Source organism: Sphingobacterium sp. InxBP1 (assembly GCF_026191775.1).
In the GTDB taxonomy this organism is placed as follows: domain Bacteria; phylum Bacteroidota; class Bacteroidia; order Sphingobacteriales; family Sphingobacteriaceae; genus Sphingobacterium; species Sphingobacterium thalpophilum.
In genome coordinates this window covers 143,588-160,063 of the sequence record NZ_JAINDX010000047.1, presented here as the reverse complement: position 1 = coordinate 160,063, position 16,476 = coordinate 143,588, and the positions used below count along the sequence as shown (strand labels likewise).

11 protein-coding genes are annotated in these 16,476 nt (G+C 45.1%); 9 read left to right on the top strand and 2 right to left on the bottom strand.

Translation table 11 applies throughout. The annotated features are described in order from the left end of the window. Positions 1 to 289 precede the first annotated feature (289 nt). From K7A41_RS16330 to K7A41_RS16310, 5 genes are all read left to right on the top strand, one after another. Positions 290 to 5,572 (top strand): translocation/assembly module TamB domain-containing protein, encoded by a 5,283-nt coding sequence (locus K7A41_RS16330; protein WP_265714544.1) that lies wholly within the window; start codon positions 290 to 292, stop codon positions 5,570 to 5,572. After that, positions 5,538 to 7,868, top strand: a complete 2,331-nt coding sequence (locus tag K7A41_RS16325) for a BamA/TamA family outer membrane protein (RefSeq protein ID WP_265714543.1) — start codon at positions 5,538 to 5,540, stop codon at positions 7,866 to 7,868. Before K7A41_RS16330 ends, K7A41_RS16325 begins: the two co-directional genes overlap by 35 nt. A gap of 200 nt (positions 7,869 to 8,068) precedes the next feature. Beyond that, positions 8,069 to 8,539 carry a hypothetical protein gene (locus tag K7A41_RS16320; protein WP_265714542.1) on the top strand — a complete coding sequence of 157 codons (471 nt, stop codon included), beginning with the start codon at positions 8,069 to 8,071 and terminating at the stop codon, positions 8,537 to 8,539. A 168-nt stretch (positions 8,540 to 8,707) separates the two neighbouring features. Next, positions 8,708 to 9,646 carry a malate dehydrogenase gene (locus tag K7A41_RS16315; protein WP_028070491.1) on the top strand — a complete coding sequence of 313 codons (939 nt, stop codon included), beginning with the start codon at positions 8,708 to 8,710 and terminating at the stop codon, positions 9,644 to 9,646. A gap of 137 nt (positions 9,647 to 9,783) precedes the next feature. Next, a complete protein-coding gene (locus tag K7A41_RS16310) occupies positions 9,784 to 10,227 on the top strand; it encodes a retropepsin-like aspartic protease (protein ID WP_265714541.1) in 444 nt (147 codons plus the stop codon). Between the two features lie 10 nt (positions 10,228 to 10,237). Here K7A41_RS16310 and K7A41_RS16305 read toward each other — a convergent pair whose 3' ends face one another. Next, positions 10,238 to 11,458, bottom strand: coding sequence for an MFS transporter (locus tag K7A41_RS16305; RefSeq protein ID WP_028070493.1), 1,221 nt, complete (start codon positions 11,456 to 11,458; stop codon positions 10,238 to 10,240). Positions 11,459 to 11,637: 179 nt separating this feature from the next. Here K7A41_RS16305 and fsa point away from each other — a divergent pair, with 179 nt between their 5' ends. From fsa to rnr, 3 genes are all read left to right on the top strand, one after another. After that, positions 11,638 to 12,297, top strand: a complete 660-nt coding sequence (fsa, locus tag K7A41_RS16300; protein WP_028070494.1) for a fructose-6-phosphate aldolase — start codon at positions 11,638 to 11,640, stop codon at positions 12,295 to 12,297. Between the two features lie 128 nt (positions 12,298 to 12,425). Then, positions 12,426 to 12,854 (top strand): Fur family transcriptional regulator, encoded by a 429-nt coding sequence (locus K7A41_RS16295; protein ID WP_265714540.1) that lies wholly within the window; start codon positions 12,426 to 12,428, stop codon positions 12,852 to 12,854. A gap of 213 nt (positions 12,855 to 13,067) precedes the next feature. Further along, positions 13,068 to 15,200, top strand: coding sequence for a ribonuclease R (rnr, locus tag K7A41_RS16290; protein ID WP_265714539.1), 2,133 nt, complete (start codon positions 13,068 to 13,070; stop codon positions 15,198 to 15,200). Between the two features lie 37 nt (positions 15,201 to 15,237). Here the strand turns inward: rnr and K7A41_RS16285 are convergent, their stop codons facing one another. Continuing rightward, complete coding sequence (locus K7A41_RS16285) at positions 15,238 to 15,699, bottom strand: hypothetical protein (protein ID WP_265714538.1); 462 nt, start codon at positions 15,697 to 15,699, stop codon at positions 15,238 to 15,240. Positions 15,700 to 16,282: 583 nt separating this feature from the next. Between K7A41_RS16285 and K7A41_RS16280 the strand changes: the two genes are divergently transcribed. Further along, entirely contained in the window at positions 16,283 to 16,453 is a 171-nt protein-coding gene (locus K7A41_RS16280) for a hypothetical protein (RefSeq protein ID WP_265714537.1), read from the top strand. The last annotated feature ends 23 nt before the right edge of the window (positions 16,454 to 16,476 follow it).

Below are 16,476 nucleotides of genomic sequence, written 5' to 3'. Positions count from 1 at the left end.
TGGGTTGCGGCCGATTTTTGGTCAATTATTTGATGTATCCTGCACGACAGTTGCTCCTGTGGGCACATGCTTCAGACAAATGCTGCAGGAGCAATTATTATGCTAGATCCACAAGCTCCTGGCAGCGGGCGTGGGCTATATATTTGCCGACATGTAATTAAACTTGCATATCAAAGCAAATTTATCTTAGTTTGCTGACACGAGCACGATTATAAGTTATTATATGGAAACTTTGCAAACTTTTTTCCGTTTTAATTTTTATTAATAGAAACTTAAATCAAATAATACGTTGAACAGATTTACCCGAATTGCATTTAAAACAATATTGTGGATTATCGGAGTCATCATTGCACTGATCATTCTGGTGATATTTTTAATCAGGCTCCCTGCCGTGCAAAATTATATTGCCGGAAAAGTAACGCATTATGTTGAAGGAAAAATAGGTACTCCGGTCAAAATCGGTTATATCAATATAGACTTTCCGAAAAAGCTAGTTTTAGAGGACATTTATCTTGCGGATCAGAGCCGGGACACATTGGTAGCGGGCAAAAGCATTGCTGTCGATATCAATATGCTGAAACTTCTGAAAAATACAGTCGAGATCCAGAGTCTGGAGGCTGAAGGAATCACTGCGAAAATCCGTCGCACGATGCCCGACAGCGCCTTCAATTTTGATTACATAGTGAAAGCATTTTCCTCCCAGAAAGAGAGTCAGCCCACAGCCGATACTACGTCGGCCCTGCTGTTCAATCTGGATAAAATAAAATTTGACAAATTCCATATCGTCTATTCAGATGAGGTCATCGGCACGAGTGCCGATGTCTACCTAGGCACACTGAATACCAATATCAAAAAGTTTGATCTCACTAAAAATATGGCCTTTAATCTTCCCAAAGTAAAGATTGACGGTCTAAATGCAACGGTAAAGCAATGGAAGCCCGTGGCAGAAGGAGCAGGTCCCGAAGCGGAGGACTTTGGTATCACCGATAAAACCGCCCAGACCACCGAACTGCTTCCCGATGTTGGCATACAGATCGCTGATCTCGCCAATATCGTAGTCCGCTATGAAGACCAGTCCAGCGCCTTAAAAACAAAGTTCATCCTTAAGAACCTTCGCGCCGACATCAATAAAATAGATTTAAACAAGGAACTGGTCGATATTCAGACCATAAATCTCGACGGTTCAGACAATGAGGTCCTCTTTGGTAGATTGGCACGGAAAGCAGCTGCAGATACCAGCAGTGCCGATACAGCCAAAGTCAACTGGGTCGTGTCTGCCAAAGAAATTAACATCGACAATACCCGCTTGGCCTATCGGGATGACAATCAGGCCCGCATGAAAGGTTTTGACTATTTCAATATCAAGATTCCGGGATTAAAAACTAACCTGACGGATCTTTATTATAGCGCTGATTCGATCAGCGGATCGCTGAATGAACTGACGGCATCCGATCACTCCGGACTGCTGATCAAACAGCTTAAGGGGGAATTCAAATACACCGGTACCGGTGCTGAAATTAAAAATTTATATGCCGAGACACCGCGTACGCTGATCCGCGATTACCTAAAAGTAAGCTACCCATCATTGGATGTCGCATCCCAAAAGCCGGAGCTAATCCATGTGGATGCCACGATCAGGAAAAGCCACGTCGATATGCGCGACATTTACTACTTCGCTCCTTTCCTGGACACCATGCAGGTGATGAAGCCGTTGATGGACAAAAAATTTAATATCGACGGCAGAGTAATCGGTAAGGTTAATGATCTGCGTATCCCCAACATTGATTTTCAGACGCTGTCCAATACACGGGTAGTAGCGAGCTTACATCTGAAGGGATTGCCGGACGTAGAGAAAATGTCCATGGACCTAAATCTGAAAAAGCTCACCACAGGCCGATCGGATATCGAAAAGCTAGTCGCCAAATCCATGCTGCCGAGCAGTATTGAACTTCCGAACACGATCGGGCTGACGGGCACATTTAAAGGCGGTATGACTGCCTTCAACACGAACCTTTCCTTGGTAACCGAAAAAGGAACTGCCAAATTCGACGGAAAGGTAGGTATGGCTGGGCGGGATACCACTTACGATGCCTTTGTAAGCATCCGTGACTTTGATATTGGCAAAATCATGAAAATGGACAGTACACTCGGCATACTTTCCTTTGAAGGCAAAATAAAAGGTCAGGGCACCGATCCCAAAAAACTTGTGGCCAATTTTGACGGTAAGCTCAACCGCCTGGATGCAATGGGTTACCGCTACCAGAATATCGACATGAACCTAACGGCAGACAAGGGTGACATGAAAGCGTCTGTCATCAGTCCGGACCCCAATATCAAAGTAAAGCTGGATGCAACAGCGAATATGAAATCCAGATATCCTCAGGTCGATTTTGAACTGGTGGCCGACACCATTAATCTCAAAAATCTAAAACTAATGGATGATGACTTTAAGTATCATGGTAAGCTCGTCGGGCATTTCACCTCCGCTGACCCCAACTTTCTCAACGGCGAAGCCCATCTTACCAATTCATCCATCGCCTACAATAATGCATATTATTCGCTGGACAGCATTTCGCTGATAGCAAAATCAGATACCAGCAGAAACCTGCTGCTGCTAAAATCAGCATTCTTCAATGCCCATCTCGTCGGTAAATACAAGATTCTCGAGCTGCAAAATGCCATTCAGGATATTTTGCAGGTATACTATCAGCCCGGCAAGCCTGTCAAGGTACCAAAGTACGAGCCACAGAATATTGAGTTCTCCGCACAGCTGACCCGAACGAGATTTGTGCAAGATATGGTACCCGAACTAACGGAGATGAAAGATATTACCTTGGATGGTATGTTTAATAGTGAATCGAAAACGATCCTAGCCAAATTAGACGCACCCAAGATTGTATACAACGGGACCGAAATCAATAATGTGACGCTGGATATCAACACTCTGGATAGTACACTCTATTATTCAGCACTGATCAACAAGATCAAAGTTAGTAACATTGAACTCGTCAATACAGTATTCAGCGGCAAAGTCGTCCAGAATAACCTGGACTTTGGCTTATGGATCAAAGATAAAAAAGAAAAAGAGCAGTACCATCTGGGCGCCAATATGCGTGTCGACAATGGTGCTTTCGTATTTAGCCTGCTACAGGATGGTCTGATGCTCAACTACGACAAGTGGACGGTTGATCCAAACAACGTCCTTAAGTTTGGCAGTACCGGTATACAGGCTCAGGATTTTGTCTTGAGCAACAAGGGCCAGGAACTTCGGATATCCTCCCAGGACAGCGTGTTGAATTCGCCGGTCAATATTTCGTTTAAAAATTTCCGCATTGAGACACTCAGCAAAATGCTGGAAAGCGAGACGCTGGACCTGGGTGGTGGCATCAATGGACAGGCTACAATATCCCGGCTCGAAAGCAGCCCTGTATTTGTATCCGACCTGGTCATCAACAAATTCTATGTAGGAAAAGACACTGTCGGAAATGTCAATATCCAGGTCAACAATGCAAAAGAAAACACATATAACGCCAATATCAGTATCAGCGAGAATGGTAATAATGTGAAGCTGAGCGGTGATTTTATCAGTCCGCCGAACGGTGAATCCAGTCTGGATTTCACGCTGGACATCGCGCCGCTGACCATGCAGACTGTACAGGCTTTCAGCTTAGGCTATCTGAAAGATTCCGGAGGAAACCTTGAGGGACAGCTGAAAATAACAGGTTCACCCTCGCAACCACGTATAGACGGCGATGTCCATTTCAAAGAAGCGCAGTTTAATATCGCCATGTTGAATGCGCTGTTTAAGGCGAAGGACGAAACAATCCATTTTGGCAACAAAGGGATTACCTTCCCTAAATTTGAACTGGAAGACAAAAAAGGAAATATAGCCAAGGTGACCGGCTCGGTAGATACCAGAACGTATACGGACTTTGATTTTAATCTCAATGTGAATACAGATAATTTTGAGGTATTAAATTCTACCCAGACCGATAACGACATGTTCTATGGCAAGATGTATCTGACGTCCAACCTCCGGATCCGGGGCAACTTGGACAAGCCGGTCGTCGACGGAACCATCAAAGTATTGGGCGATACCGATTTTATCTTTGTGATGCCAAACGAAGATCCGGGGATGGCCGACCGTAAAGGCGTGGTAGAGTTTGTGGATAAAAGTGATACCACACGCGCCAATGTATTTGCCAAACTCGATTCCATGACCGTTACCAGACTGACAGGTATGGACGTGGATCTGAATCTGCAGACGGATAAGGAAGCAAAATTCAAGATCCTGCTGGATGCCGGTTCACAAGATGCCCTGAATATCCAAGGTCAGGCAGAGCTCAATGCCGGTATCGATGCCAGTAGCAAAATTACACTGTCAGGAACATTCACCGTGGACAAGGGTAGTTATTCATTCAGCTTTGGTCCGGTGAAGAAAGATTTTACTTTTCAAAAGGGAAGCACGATTACCTGGAATGGCGACCCATTGGATGCACAGCTCAATATCACTGCGGCCTATACGACCAAAGCCCCCACGTTGGAGCTGGTGGCTACACAGTTAGGATCCGAAAATCCAAACTTGTACAAACAGCGAGTTCCATTCAATGTACTGCTGAAAATAACAGATAAGCTGTTCCAGCCACAGCTGGGTTTTGATATTGATCTGGATGAGAACAATTCGATCGTTTCGCAGGATGTTGTCAGCAAGGTGAACAATGCCCTGACGACCTTACGCGAGAATCCATCCGAACTCAACAAACAGGTATTCTCATTGATCGTGCTGGGACGCTTTATGTCGACCAATCCGTTTGAAAGTCTTTCCGGTGGAGGCGGCACAGAAGCCATCGTCCGAAATAGTATCAGTTCATTCCTCAGCAGCCAGCTCAACCGCTTGGCATCAGAGCTGATCAGTGGTGTTGAGCTCGATTTCAACCTGACATCCGAGGAAGATTACGCTACCGGAGCCGGACAGACCAGGACTGACTTAAATATCGGTGTATCCAAAATGTTGTTGAACGACCGGCTGAAGATCACGATAGGTTCCAACTTTGAAGTGGAAGGGAATACCCGTCCGGGCGAGTCTGCAAATAATATCGCGGGGGATATTCAGCTCGATTACCAGCTCTCACAGGATGGCCGTTATTTCGCACGGGTATACCGTAAGAACCAGTATCAGGTGACCCTTCAGGGCCAATATGTGGAGACTGGCATTGGCTTCATTATCAATATGGATTACAATAAATTTAAGGAGATCTGGATGAGTTCGAAAAAACTCAAGGAATACTATGACACCAGCAGCAAGGGATTCAGGAAACGATTTGACGTGGAACGCATGGAGACCGACTCCGTATACCGTGACAGCGTGCGCACCGTCATTAGGGATAGCCTTATACTTCATAGTCCAGAATACCGCAAACGGATACAAGAAAGGGAAAAAGAACGACGCAAACAGCAATTGGACTCCAGCAAGACTATTCCCAAAAAAGAAAGTCCAAAAACAAATTTAGATACGATCAGAACGACTGCGATTAAAAATGAAGACGAAGAAAGGAGTTACCATGCGAGCTAAACTGAAATTTACTATTGCCCTATTGTCATTGACGGCACTGATCGCCTCCTGCTCTTCGACCAAGAATCTGAAAGAAGGCCAAAGTTTATATGTCAAAGGAAATGTCATCATCGATTCAGATACCATTTCCAAAGAAAATAAAGAGCGGCTTTCAACACATCTGGAGTCCGCACTGTTACCCAAGCCTAATAAACGCCTTGCCGGAATCCCTTTCAAGCTTTATTTTAATAATATGGCGGGTGACTCCGTGGGTAACAACGTTATCAAAAAGTTTCTCAAGAAGATCGGTGAGGAACCCGTTCTGCTGAGTGACGTTAACCGCGAATACAATGAAAACCTGCTGCGCAACAGACTTGAGAATATTGGTTTTTTCAATGCTGAAGTAAAATCCGATACCTTGGTAGAGGCAAAGAAGGCGACGATCAATTATACCGCCACGCCCAATCTGATCTACCGCATTAGATCGGTCAAGTTTGACGTTGACAGCACGACCCAGCTGGGCAGAGATATCCGTTCGTCTGCGGACAAAAGCCTGCTTCAGGTTGGAAAAAACTATAGCTTGGATGTCATCCTGAATGAGCGTGACCGCATAGACAATGACCTTAAAAATAAGGGATACTATTACTTTAGTCCGGATTACATCCTTGTGCAGGTAGACAGTTCACACCGCAACAACAGGGTCGACATGTATGTAACGGTCAAAAAAGAGACACCTGCTCAGGCCAAGATTCCGTCTAAGATCAATAAAATCTACATCTTTCCTAACTATACGGAGACAAGCGCGGGCTATCAACGCTCAACACGCAACGCCGAACTGTACGATAGCAGTTATTATTTTATCGACCGTAGACACACTTACCGTAGGCCGGTTATCGCCAAGCATATCTTCTTCCGTCCCGGTGACATCTACAATCGTAATGCACACAACCAGACCATCAGCCATCTGGTCAACCTGAACAGCTGGAAGTTTGTCAAAAACAATTTTGTGGACAGCAAAGAAGTGCCCAATGCGCTGGATGTCTATTATTATCTAACACCGTTGCCCAAGAAATCACTTCGGGTCGAGTTACTGGGTAAAATGGCCTCCGTGTATAATGGAACAGAAGTTAATGTCAACTGGACATTACGTAATGCATTCAAGGGGGCCGAACAGCTGAGCTTTAACGTCTTTGGCGGTTATGAGACACAGACCGGTGGAAATGCGGATCTCAATTCCAGCTACTACCGCTATGGAGCAGAAGCGACACTGACCTTTCCACGGATCCTCAGCCCATTTGGAAGCATCAATCCTTCACGCCGTTTCATTCCAAAAACCTACATCAAGGGCCGGTATGAATTTCTAAACCGTCGCAAGGCGTATACGCTTAATTCCATTGCCCTGGATTACGGTTATATCTGGCAAGAATCGGAAGAAAAGCAGCATGATCTTGCTTTATTTGAAGTCACCTATACACAGCCCAAGGGGATTTCCGAAAGCTATCAGAAGCAGATGGATACGATCCCAGCATTGCGCCACGCGATCGAGCCGCAGTTTACCATCGGTCCGAACTACAACTTTACGTTCCAGAATACGATGAAACAGCATTTGAAGAATACCTTTTACTTCAAGGGAAACCTCGATCTTTCGGGCAACGTACTTGGTCTGATCAAAGGAGCTGATTTCAACAAAGGCAAAACATTCAAATTATTTGACGCCTACTTCTCCCAGTACATTAAAATCAGCGGAGATGGGCGGCATTACCTAAAATTGTCAGAAAACTCGCAGCTGGCATCCCGGGTTGCGCTTGGCCTGAGCTATTCGTATGGCAATTCGCGGTCCCTCCCCTACCTAAAACAATATTATGTGGGTGGCCCGAACAGTATTCGCGCCTTTGGTGCACGTGCCATAGGCCCCGGTACAGTTGCTCCTGAAAAGCTCAGCAATGGCTTATTCTATGCTGACCAGACCGGGGATATCAAGCTGGAGCTCAATACCGAATACCGGGCCAAGCTGGCCGGTTTTGTACATTGGGCAGCCTTTATAGATGCCGGTAACGTATGGTTGCAACGGGAAGATCCAAACAAACCCGGAGGTAAATTCAGTAAAAACTTTCTGAATGAACTTGCCGTAGGAGGCGGTGCCGGCTTACGCTTCGATTTCACCTTCTTGATCATACGGACTGATTTTTCCATTCCGTTCCGTATTCCTTACCTGCCCAAAGGCGAACGCTGGGTATTCAAGGATATCGACTTCGGCAGTTCGCGCTGGCGCAAAGACAACCTGATGTTCAACCTCGCTATCGGTTATCCATTCTAATCCTGATGGGGATAGCAGGCTGATAGCAGGGCCTTCGGCAGGTTAACGTTTACGGAAACAATCGACGTAATCTTTTCTTTATTAATCGTTTACAAAAAAAGGGTATCGCCTTATAAGATGGGGCGCATCAGGGTGTTTGTCTCCCTAACTTTAGCGCAACAAGATAACTAAATAGTTGAGAACGATTAAAATTTGAAAAGATGAAATCACCAATGATGAAGATGGCTGGATTATTTGGATTTGTATTCGCCATACTGATGACAAGCCAAAGCGCCCTCGCGCAATCGAAAGTAGACCATGCGCTAAACACTGCAGAAGGAGCTGCAGAAACAGTAAACAAAGCTGGCAAAACCCTTAAGACAATTGGGGGACTATTTAAGAAAAAAAATAAAGATGAGGCGGAGAACGCTCTTCCACCAACCACCACGATACATGTGCAGGGACCGGCTTCATACGATGCTGTAAATCAATTTAAAGAGGCTATAAAATCCTGCAAAGAGGTGAAAAACGCTAACCTAAAATTTAAGAAAGGCAAATCCATGATCACAGTAAATCATACGGGGACGACAGAAGGATTCTTCGAAAGCCTGAATAAGGTGGGTACTTTAAAGGGAAAAAACATTCTTTCTGTGGAAGAAGGAACAATTGAAATCGAAGTTCCGGGAGAATAGCAAAAAACAGGTCTGAAATAGATTGGTATACTGACAATAATTCGTTAAATTCAAGCATTATTTACTAATCCACATAAATGCTCATGAAATATCCATTCTTAGCGAGGGCAAACAGTAGGGAAAGTGGGCTGGATATTCCGTATGACCATGAACACAAATAATTGACATATGAAAGTAACTATTGTTGGAGCCGGAGCTGTAGGAGCAACTACAGCAGACAATTTAATCCGTCGAAATGTCGCAGAAGAGATTGTATTGTTGGATATTAAGGAAGGATTTGCCGAAGGCAAGGCGCAAGATATGGCGCAAACTGCCGCCTTGTTGGGTTTTGAATCCAAAATCAAAGGCGTGACCAATGACTATCTGTCCACTGCAGGCTCTACTGTAGCTGTCATTACTTCGGGCATCCCCCGCAAACCGGGAATGACTCGCGAGGAATTGATCGGAACAAATGCCAATATTGTCAAATCAGTGGTAGAGAATCTGGTCAAACATTCGCCCGACATCATTATTGTCATTGTTTCTAATCCAATGGATACCATGACCTATCTAGCCCTCAAATCGAGTGGCTTACCCAAAAACAGGATTATCGGAATGGGCGGCACACTGGATTCTGCGCGTTTCAAATATCAACTGAGTGAAAAGCTGAATGCTTCGGCCGCGGATCTCAACGCCATCGTGATTGGTGGTCATGGAGATACGACGATGATCCCGCTCATCAAGCACTCCACGTGGAACAGCATCCCTGTCACCAATTTTCTGTCTACCGAGGAGCAGCAGGAGATTGTACAAAAAACGATGGTAGGTGGTGCGACCTTGACGAGCCTGATCGGTACGTCGGCATGGTATGCTCCCGGAGCGGCTACCGCAGCAGTCGTGGAAAGTATCGTGCGTGACCAGAATAAGCTATATACTGCCTCCGTTTATTTAGAAGGTGAGTTTGGGCAGGAAGATATTACCCTTGGTGTACCTGTCATCATTAATAAAAAAGGCTGGGACCGAATTATTCCACTGCAGCTGGATCAGGAAGACAAAGAAAAGTTCAGCAAAAGTGCAGATGCCGTACGCGCCATGAATAATGTACTCAGGGAGATAAACGCGTTATAATAAGACTTTTTTCTTTCCGAGAGGCGGTTATTGACTTAATAATCGCCTTTTTTTGCTACAATCTTTATAGCGAATCATGAAGCTGGCATTTTAAAATAATCCACTTTCGGAAGGCTTAATTTTTTATCTTTGAGCTTATGACGACAGTACCATTTCAAATCTTGGATCTTCAGGGACAAGGAACACATATTTTAGTTGACGTTACACTATACGAGCGCACATTCAAAATGGTCATTGATACGGGCGCCTCGAAAACTGTGTTTGACAAAACACAGCTGGGACATCTTCTGGAAGATCAGCTACTGTTAGAACCGTCCGAAACCCTATCCACAGGACTCGGCACCAACTCAATGGAAAGCTTTAATATGGATATTCCCAGCCTGACTATTGGCGGCTGGCGAATCAGCCATCTCCGGGCGGCCGTGCTGGATCTCAGTTCCATCAACTACGCCTATCAGCAGATGAATCTGGAGCCAGTGATCGGTGTGCTTGGCGGCGATATTTTTGCCAGCTATGGTGCTGTTATAGACTATGCGAAGCAGACACTGAAGCTCAGGGACCGAAAAGTCAGGCGTAAATAGGCCATCGACACTAAAATCTGAACAATCTTTGGTGAATACGCAACCGAAGATAGGTATAATACAGTACAGCGATCAATATACCCAGTCCGCCCATGACATAGAGTGTGGTGCGCAACCCACAGTAGCTGGCCAGCGAACCGATCAGCAGTGTTCCGATCGGAAAGATACCCTGAAAAGCCATTACATAGTAGGAAATAGCCCGCGCCCGATATATTGGAATAGCATGTGTCTGAATATAGGTATTGATACTGGAATTTTGCATCATCATGGCAAAGGAAACCAGCATCACATAGACCAGGGCCATCTGCAGCATGCTGGAATGTGCCAGAAAGAGCAATGCAAGCCCCATGAGTGCGGCAGCCCCCATCACCTGATAGCGAAGGTTGGTTCCCGACTTTAACCGCGCCATGTTGAATGCACCAATCATAGCTCCCAGACCGGCCGCACTTTCAAACCAGGAGAAGGTCCGTTCGTCGCCGAGGAACATTTCTTTGGCAATTGCCGGTAAAAGCGACGTATAGGGAATTACAATCAGGCTGGAAAATGTCATGATAATAATCAGCGATGAGATATGAGGTGAACGTTTCAGATAACGGAATCCTTCCACCAGTCCCTCCCAGTTGCTTCCCTTGCTCAGCTGAACATGCGTTTCGTCTACGCGCATCATCAGCAGGGTAATAATGACCGGCACAAAACTAATGAAATTCAGCGCGAAGCAGACCAGCTCACCATAGGTGCTGAGCAAGATACCACCAATGGCCGGGCCGAGCATCCGGGCGGCATTGAAAATTGTGGAGTTGAGCGCAATAGCATTTGGCAGGTCTTTGCGGTCGCCGACAAGATACATCATGAGGGACTGCCGGCCAAGGACATCGAAGGAATTGATAATCCCCTGTATCAGGCCAAGAACAGACAGCCACAGCACACTTTCCCATTTCAGGTAGACGACCAGTGTCAGCACTCCCGCCTGTATCATCAGGCCGATCTGCGTCATGAGCACCAATTTGTATTTTGGATGTTTGTCGACGAAACTCCCAATAAAAGGAGACAGCACCAGAGAAGGCAACAAGGAAATAAACTGAACAAATCCGAGCCAAAATACAGAGGAAGTCAGTTCATACACCAGCCAGCTGATCGCTATCCGCTGCATCCAAGTTCCCATAAGGGAAATAGCTTGTCCAATCACATGTAAACGGAAGTTTCTATAATGGAGAGATCTAAAAACCTGCATATATAAAGATAATACTATAAAAGTATAACAAAAAATATGGGGAAGAGATTGTGCTTTGCAAAAATAATGATGCAATTCGTCGAAATCAATGTGCAATAGTGGAATATAATCGATAACTTTGTGATGCAATTATTCCGACATTAGAATAATCAAATAATTATCATTCAATAACATATACAATGAAATTTTTTATTGACACAGCGAACCTGGAACAAATCAAGGAAGCCCAGGACTTAGGTGTATTAGACGGCGTAACGACCAACCCAAGCTTGATGGCAAAAGAAGGTATCAGCGGTGACGAAAATGTAATCAACCATTACAAAGCCATCTGTGCGATCGTTGATGGCGATGTGAGCGCTGAAGTTATTTCGACAACTTATGAGGAAATGATCAAGGAAGGCGAAGCGTTGGCAGCTCTTGACAGCAAAATCGTAGTGAAAGTTCCGATGATCAAAGACGGCGTAAAAGCAATTAAATATTTCAGCAGCAAAGGCATTAAGACAAACTGTACATTGGTATTTACGGCAGGTCAGGCGCTATTGGCTGCTAAAGCGGGTGCTACTTATGTATCTCCATTTATTGGTCGCCTGGATGATATTTCTACTGACGGGCTGGCGTTGATCGAAGACATCCGCCTGATCTATGACAACTACAACTTCTCTACACAGATTCTGGCCGCTTCCGTGCGCCATAGTGCACATATTCTGGGCTGTGCCAAAATCGGTGCCGATGTTATGACAGGCCCCTTGTCAGCGATCTTATCCCTGTTGAAGCATCCATTGACAGACAGTGGTCTGGCAACCTTCCTGGCTGATCACGCAAAAGCAGCAGGAAAATAAAAATACTATAGCCCCTATAGGTTCAGAACCGATAAGGAAGATGACAATAATCTTAACCTTATCGGTTTTCTTATGTCGATAAATTCCGTACTTTTGTAGGTGATCTAAGGTTTAACGAACACAAGTCCATGGAACATTCCAACACAGCATATCCAGACATTCTGAAGCGAAACAATCTGAAAGTCACCCAGCCTCGGCTGAGGGTACTTGAGATTATTTCGACGAAAGATTCTGCGATCTCCCAGCCTGAACTGGAAAAGTTATTGGGCAAAGATATCGACCGTGTGACTTTGTACCGCGTGCTGGCGAGTTTCGAGGAGAAAGGCATTATCCACAAGATCTTTGACCTTCATGGTACCGCCACCTACGCCATGTGCTCCACCAATTGCTCCGAGCACGACCATCATGACCAACATGTACATTTCATCTGCCGCGTGTGCAACTCGGTGTACTGTCTGGATGATATCACACTGCCAAAAGTATCGATTCCTGCGGGCTTTAGCCTGGAGGCCATTGCTGTAAATGCACTTGGTGTATGCAATCATTGCAAAAAATAAATCGAACATTATCCGTCCAAAAACTATTTTTCACTTGATTTGTCTATAGTTGGGAATCGAAAGATGTGCCGATTAGATCAGCTATTATCGTGCCGTATGCTGTTTTTTTTGTACCTTGTATGTGGCGCGCCATGGCAGTCATGGATCGATAAGCCGTCAGCGCTGGCGCTGTCATAAGCCCTGAGGGCTGAACATTGAATAAAAATAAAGTAAATGAAAACAAAGAAAGAGAATCCCTATAAGGAGGTGCTGACCCAGCTGATTATCGACATTTTCGAGAAATCAGGCAACAAGCCCCTCAACTATAAACAAGTTTCTTCCAAGCTGAACCTAACGGACAGCGACTCCAAAGCGGCGATTGCCGACATCTTGCAGGATAATGTGCGAAACGGTCTTTTTATCGAAGTAGACCGTGGCAAATTCAGCCTGAAACAACTCAAAGTCTATGTGACCGGAAAAGTAGACATGACGGCGGACGGCTCCGCCTACGTGATTCCCGACGATGAGTTTGAGAACGATATTTACATTGCGCCCCGCAAGCTAAGACAGGCCCTGCATGGGGATATCGTGAAGGTACACACGTTTGAGAAAAGAAGAGGAGGACGCAAAAAAGAAGGTGAAGTCGTGGAGATTCTTCAGCGGGCCAAAACGGACTTTACCGGAACTATCAGCATTTCCAACAATTTCGCATTTTTTATTGCCGATGACCGCAAGATGCTACATGACATTTTCATCCCGCTGGACAACCTGAATGGCGCCAAGGACAAAGAAAAAGTCGTCGTATCGATCACCGACTGGCCTAGCGGCAGTAAAAACCCGGTCGGCACCGTGAAGCATGTACTCGGCGTCAAGGGCGAGAACAATACCGAGATGAATGCCATCCTGGCGGATTTCGGTTTTCCACTGGAGTTTCCGAAAAAAGTCGAGGCCGAAGCCAATAAAATATCCGATACGATCAGCAAGGATGAGATTGCCAAAAGACGCGATTTCCGTCCTGTCACCACATTCACAATTGACCCTGCAGATGCCAAGGATTTTGATGACGCCATCTCTTTCCAGAAGCTGGAAAATGGCAATTATGAAATTGGGGTACATATTGCTGACGTTTCACATTTTGTACTGCCGGACACCGAACTGGACAAAGAAGCCTTCGACCGCGGCACCTCCGTTTATCTGGTCGACCGCGTGATTCCGATGCTGCCTGAAAGGCTATCCAATGGCGTATGCTCGCTACGTCCCCATGAAGACAAGCTCTGTTTTTCAGCCGTGTTTGAGCTGGATGACAAGGCCAATGTGCACCATCAATGGTTTGGCCGTACCATTATCCATTCCGACAGGCGCTTTACCTATGAGGAAGCACAGGAAGTCATTGAAACAAAATCAGGGGACTTTAGCGCTGAGATTCTGAAGCTGAATGAACTGGCCTATATCCTGCGGGAGCGCAAATTCAAAAATGGCGCTATATCGTTTGAAAGTGAAGAAGTTAAATTTATACTCGATGAGAACGGTAAGCCTACAGGTGTATATACTAAAGTCCGTAAAGATGCCCATAAGCTGATCGAAGACTTCATGCTGCTGGCCAACCGCAAGGTGGCCGAATTTATCGGCAAGCAAGGACGGGGCAAAAACAAGCTGACTTTTGTCTACCGTTTCCATGATGTGCCCAATCCAGAGACACTGACCACATTTTCACAGTTTGCCGCCCGTTTTGGTCACAAACTATCGATCAGAACCGATAAGGAAACAGCAAAATCTCTGAATGCCCTGATGACAAAGATTGAAGGCAGCAAAGAACAGAATATGCTGACCTCTCTGGCTGTGCGTTCGATGGCCAAGGCCATCTATACGACCAAGAAGTCTAGTCATTATGGACTGGCATTTGACTATTATACCCATTTCACGTCCCCTATCCGCCGGTATCCGGATGTGATGGTACACAGGTTGCTGCAGTTTTATCTCGATGGAGGCAATAAGATCAATGCTGAACATTACGAGAAGATGGCAGAACATTCTTCACAGATGGAGAAAAAGGCGGCGGAAGCAGAGCGGGCATCCATCAAATATAAACAGGCCGAATATCTACAGGACCAGATCGGCACCGAATATACCGGTATCGTATCCGGTGTGACCGAATGGGGTATGTATGTGGAGATCGAAGAAAATAAATGTGAGGGTATGGTACGCCTGCGTGATATTACCGATGACTTCTACGTGCTGGATGAGAAGAACTATGCGATTATTGGCCAACGGAAGAAAAAGAAATTCCAGTTGGGCGATGAGGTACAGATCCGGGTGAAGAAAGTGGATCTGGATAAAAGACAGATAGATTTTACGTTACTTAGTTAAGATAAAAAAAGCCGGCGCATTGTGTCCGGCTTTATATTTAATACTGAAAGCTAAGCACTGTAGGTGTAGCCTTTGGCACGATTTCTTTGGTTTGATCAACGATTACTTTGCCTCCTTGCTCGATTTTGCAAACCACAGTAAATGGTTTTGAAAACGCTGCTGCAGAAACGGTAATAGTAGCTCCTAAATAAGCTGATGCACTTTCAAACACAGCCGTCTTCCCTCCTGCAAAATATTCATTATTTAAGTCATATATTGACTGCCCAGACGTACCTGCGGCGCCATTCACTTTCCACAACGTTGGTCCTTTAGCATCTGAACCAATTACCTGTGCAGACATTGTACTACCTTCCTCACCTGTATAACCTTTTGCTGTAACTGTAACTTTTAAAGCTTCCTTGTTACCGGTTGGCACCGTGTTGTCATCATCCTTAGAACATCCCACAAACGCTAGAGTCACAAGCGTTAACACCATTAAATACATCGATTTGATTTTCATAATTTGCATACTTTAATTTGTTTTTTTCTGTTAATTATCCGTCCGTGTTTGACAAACGTCTTGCCAAAAAGAAGCATAGACACGCAAAAAGATAAAATATACTCAGAAACCAGTAGAAGAATATTTTCACAGAAAAAACACAGAGCGACTAGTATTCAAGACAATAAAGATTTTGACGAGTCAAACATTGTGTTCTGCTTTTCGCTCCCAGCCTAAGACAACGCTACTATCGTTGTCCTTATTTGACAACATAATAATAACCAGTAGCAGCTGCTAAACTTGCGAGCTCAATATCGGATTGTACAAGCATTAAACGACACCCCATTATTATCACAGCACACCTTACATATTATTGAGCTATCTCAGAAAAGGAAACATTCCGCACTGTTTTTACTCCATTTCGCCAAGTAAAACATCGATTCTGCGCGATGGCAGATTGAATCAAACCAGTGTCGAAATCATTTTTCCATGTGGGAAAATGAAAATTCCACCCGACTAAATTATCCAGACCAAGGACAAAACCGAGCAGACAGGTGGCGGGATCATTTCGACAGTGAACCGGGTCATTTCGTTACAGCGGAGAATGGCACAGACGGGCGTCGAACCGGTTCCGACAGACGGGGAAATGAAACTTCCAACCAGCGAAATCATTTTGACCAAGGACAACATGCACGAGAAGGAGCGCGAACTTTTCAATCCACGCCGGGAAATGGTTGCGCTATTCGGAAAGGAGAACATCCTTTTCGAAAATTAATCTAAATTTTATACACTAACTAT

Excerpts from the sequence above, each read along its gene's own strand:
- K7A41_RS16325 (WP_265714543.1), top strand. The coding sequence starts at position 5,538 with ATGAAGACGAAGAAAGGAGTTACCATGCGAGCTAAACTGAAATTTACT.
- K7A41_RS16320 (WP_265714542.1), top strand. The coding sequence starts at position 8,069 with ATGAAATCACCAATGATGAAGATGGCTGGATTATTTGGATTTGTATTC.
- K7A41_RS16315 (WP_028070491.1), top strand. The coding sequence starts at position 8,708 with ATGAAAGTAACTATTGTTGGAGCCGGAGCTGTAGGAGCAACTACAGCA.
- K7A41_RS16310 (WP_265714541.1), top strand. The coding sequence starts at position 9,784 with ATGACGACAGTACCATTTCAAATCTTGGATCTTCAGGGACAAGGAACA.
- K7A41_RS16305 (WP_028070493.1), bottom strand. The coding sequence starts at position 11,458 with ATGCAGGTTTTTAGATCTCTCCATTATAGAAACTTCCGTTTACATGTG.
- fsa (WP_028070494.1), top strand. The coding sequence starts at position 11,638 with ATGAAATTTTTTATTGACACAGCGAACCTGGAACAAATCAAGGAAGCC.
- K7A41_RS16295 (WP_265714540.1), top strand. The coding sequence starts at position 12,426 with ATGGAACATTCCAACACAGCATATCCAGACATTCTGAAGCGAAACAAT.
- rnr (WP_265714539.1), top strand. The coding sequence starts at position 13,068 with ATGAAAACAAAGAAAGAGAATCCCTATAAGGAGGTGCTGACCCAGCTG.
- K7A41_RS16285 (WP_265714538.1), bottom strand. The coding sequence starts at position 15,699 with ATGAAAATCAAATCGATGTATTTAATGGTGTTAACGCTTGTGACTCTA.
- K7A41_RS16280 (WP_265714537.1), top strand. The coding sequence starts at position 16,283 with ATGGCACAGACGGGCGTCGAACCGGTTCCGACAGACGGGGAAATGAAA.